Here is a 3,394-nt window from a genome sequence, read left to right on the forward strand (position 1 = left end):
GCCCCGTACGACCCCGGGGACCGCATCCCGACGGCTCGAACCGTTGTCGCCGGGCGTCGGGACGGCTATGGTCTCCTTATCTGGGAAGCTCATCCCATTTAAGAATGGAGTTGCATCATCATGTTCATTACCGCGGCGACGGAGCGCGTGACCATCGCTCCGAGCTGGGAGCGCACAACGGCGGCGGAGACACGCCGTCTGAGGGACGTGCCGGCCGCCAATGTCGGTGACGCGCTACAGCGGATGACCGTGATGGACGGCGGCATCCGGCTGTTCACCGGGCGCGGCGCGCTCCTGGGGAACGCCCTCACCGTGGACGTGCGGTCGGGTGACAACCTGGCCATCCACCGGGCGCTGGACGAAGCCGGACCGGGCGACGTCCTGGTCGTCAACGGACACGGCGACGTCACCCGCGCGCTGATCGGCGACCTCATCGGCGAGATCATGGTGAACGCCGGCGTCACGGGCGCTGTAGTCGACGGCGCGGTCCGCGATGTCCGGGCGCTGTCCGAGATGGGCCTGGCCGTCTACGCGCGGGCGGTCACCCCCGCCGGGCCCTTCAAGGACGGGCCCGGCGCCATCGGTGCCCCGGTGGCGGTCGGCGGCGTGGTGGTGGCGGCGGGTGACGTGCTCGTCGGTGACGCCGACGGCGTGGTCGTCGTGCCACGGCACCGCGTGCGGGAGGTCGTTGACGCGGTCGAGGGGATCGGCGAGCGGGAGGAGGCGCTCCGGCAGCGCATCCTCGTCGCCCGCCCCGGCCATGCGGTGGTGGCCCGATGACCGCCGCGCTCCCCGCCTTCCGTATCGAGGAACTGCGCCGCCTTTCGCGGCGCCCGGCTCCCGCCCCGGCCCGGCGGTGGTCGCCCGAGCCCCGCCGCGCGCCCCGCCGTCCGTAGCGACCACCGGCGCCGCCTTGCGCGGCGCCCGGCTCTCGCCCCGGCCCCGCCGGATGCCGTCTCCCTCGCCATGGGTGAGCCGGACTTCCCGACACCGCCGGCGGTGATCGAGGCCGCCGTGGCCGCACTGCGCGAGGGGAACACCCACTACGCCGACCAGAAGGGCCTCGGGGAACTGCGCGCCGCGCTCGCGTCCGGACTGCCGGCGCACCCCGGCCGGACGTGGGGCGCGGACGACATCGTGGTCACCCACGGCGCCACCGCCGCGCTGGCGGCCGTCGTGTTCGCGATGGTCGGGCCCGGCGACCGCGTCGTCATCCCGGAGCCCGCCTACTCGCTCTACGCCGACCTGGTCGTCCTCGCCGGGGGCACCGTGGACTTCGTCCCGCTCGGCCCGGACCTGCACTGGGACCTCGACGCGCTGGCCGCCGCGCTTCCCGGTGCCACCATGATGATCTTCTCGAATCCGTCGAACCCGACCGGCATCGTGCACAGCGAGCAGGAGCTCAAGGCCCTCGGGAGCCTCCTCGAAGGCTCCGGCGTCCTGGTCGTCAGCGATGAGGCGTACCACCGGCTGGTCTACCCGGGGCACGAGCTGATCCCGGCGCTGGCGATCGAATCGCTGCGGGACCGGACGGTGTACGTGCAGACGTTCTCCAAGACCTACGCGATGACCGGCTGGCGGGTGGGGTACCTGACCGGGCCGCGTGAGGTGGTGGACGCGGTGGCCCATGTGCACCGGACCCTCAACGGCTCGTTGAACACGGCGGTCCAGCACGCCGCCCTCGCCGCCCTCGGCCTGCCCGACAGCGTCGTCGACGCCATGGCCGACCGGTACCGGCGGCGTCGCGACCTGGTGACCGCGCATCTGTCGGACGTCCCCGGCCTGCACCTGGTTCCGCCGGAGGGGGCGTTCTACGGGTTCCTCCGGTACGACGCCGGCCTCGGCTCCGAAGCGGTCGCCCGCGAACTGGCCGAGCGGAAGGTGCTGGTCCGGGCCGGCGCCGAGTACGGGCCATCGGGCGAGGGGTACATCCGGATCTCGTTCGCGGCATCCGATGACGACCTGCGCACCGGGCTGGACCGCATCGTCCGTCACCTCGGCGTCGCGAGATCCTGACGGGGCCGGGTGTGCGTACCGCGCACCGCACACTGCCGAGCGGTCGAACGCGCCGTGCCCGGAGGCGATACCCTTGGCCTGCACTTCTACGAGGCGGAGGAGGCCCGTGGCCGATCAGCAGGCCGCCCCACGCGGGGGGCGCAAGCTACGCAGTGACACCCGCCGCAACCGCCGACGCCTCCTCGAAGCCGTCGGCGAACTCGCCCGGGAGTCGCCCGACGAGCTGACCATGCAGGCGGTCGCGTCCCGCGCGGAGATCGGCCCGGCCACCGCCTACCGCTACTACTCCTCGATCGATGACGTACTGGCGGCCTATGTGCTCAGCGTCGTCGAGGAGCTGCGCGATTTCAGCGTGACGTCGACCGCGCAGGGGCGACCGCTGTTCGACGCCTTCGTGGACAAGTGGGTGGACCTTCTCACCGCGCACGGCCCGGCGCTGGTGCAGCTTCGGTCCCGCCGGGGCTATCTGGAGCGGCTGCACAACGGGAACGCGATCATCGCCGCCATGCGGGACGCCTGGAGCGGGCCGGTGCGGGGGCTGCTCGACGACCTCGGCCTCCCGGACGAGATGCTGGAGTACGCCCTGTTCCTCAGCAACATGATCTTCGACCCGCGGGAGATCCAGGACCTGTTGCAGGAGACACGGCTGTCCCGCCGGGAGGTCATCACCCGGCTGACCGAGGCGTTCCGCGGCGCGTTGCGCGGGTGGGCGCGGGCAGGCTGATCGCCCCGCCCCGGATGCCGGTGGGCCACGGGTCCGGGACCGGCGGACCCGGCGCGCTCCGTGTACGCCGGCCTCTCCAGGTCGTCGTGGTCCGCCGTGCACTGCGCGGGCCCCGGCCCGCCGGGGCACTTGCCCGGCCGCCGCTGAAAGACGCGGACCTCACGCCGACCTGACGCCGGGTCGGCGCGGGCGGGCGCGCGGACGGGCGGACGGACGCGCGGACGGGCGGTGTCGGCGGTGGGGCGGGCGGACGGGCGGCAGGTTCCGGTCCGGTGGTGGCTCCTTCCCCGTGCGGGGCGCGGGACTTCGCCCCCCGGACCCCGGGCGGTCGCCCCCGCGCCGGAAAAGCCGCGGCCTGTTCCTCGCCACCCCCTACCCCGGTAGCACCTCCACGTTGGCTCCCGGGTACGACGCCCGGCGCACAGCCGTCCCCACACACTCGGGACCCCACAGAAAGAGGCACTCCGCCAAGGAGTCAGCGACCCATTAAATGATAAGGTCATCTCAAATCATAGGAGCGTCTATGTACCTCATCGACAAGGAGGGCAGCGGTGGCAAGGCAACAGGAAGAGCGTGAACCTGCCGTGGGGGCCGCCCGGGGCGCGGCCCGGGGGCCCCGACCACAACCTGGTGGAGACGGGGGGGTGGTCGTCC

The 3,394-nt window shown here is 72.9% G+C and carries 3 protein-coding genes; all 3 read left to right on the forward strand.

Annotation, left to right across the window (positions count from 1 at the left end; translation table 11 throughout):
- The first annotated feature begins 120 nt into the window (after window positions 1–120).
- Window positions 121–780 carry an RraA family protein gene (locus tag ACWF94_RS36755; RefSeq protein ID WP_453498972.1) on the forward strand — a complete coding sequence of 220 codons (660 nt, stop codon included), beginning with the start codon at window positions 121–123 and terminating at the stop codon, window positions 778–780.
- A gap of 186 nt (window positions 781–966) precedes the next feature.
- A complete protein-coding gene (locus tag ACWF94_RS36760) occupies window positions 967–2,016 on the forward strand; it encodes a pyridoxal phosphate-dependent aminotransferase (protein WP_453498974.1) in 1,050 nt (349 codons plus the stop codon).
- Window positions 2,017–2,122: 106 nt separating this feature from the next.
- Entirely contained in the window at window positions 2,123–2,740 is a 618-nt protein-coding gene (locus tag ACWF94_RS36765; RefSeq protein WP_453498976.1) for a TetR/AcrR family transcriptional regulator, read from the forward strand.
- The last annotated feature ends 654 nt before the right edge of the window (window positions 2,741–3,394 follow it).

The sequence above is a fragment of the Streptomyces sp. NPDC055078 genome (assembly GCF_053607985.1).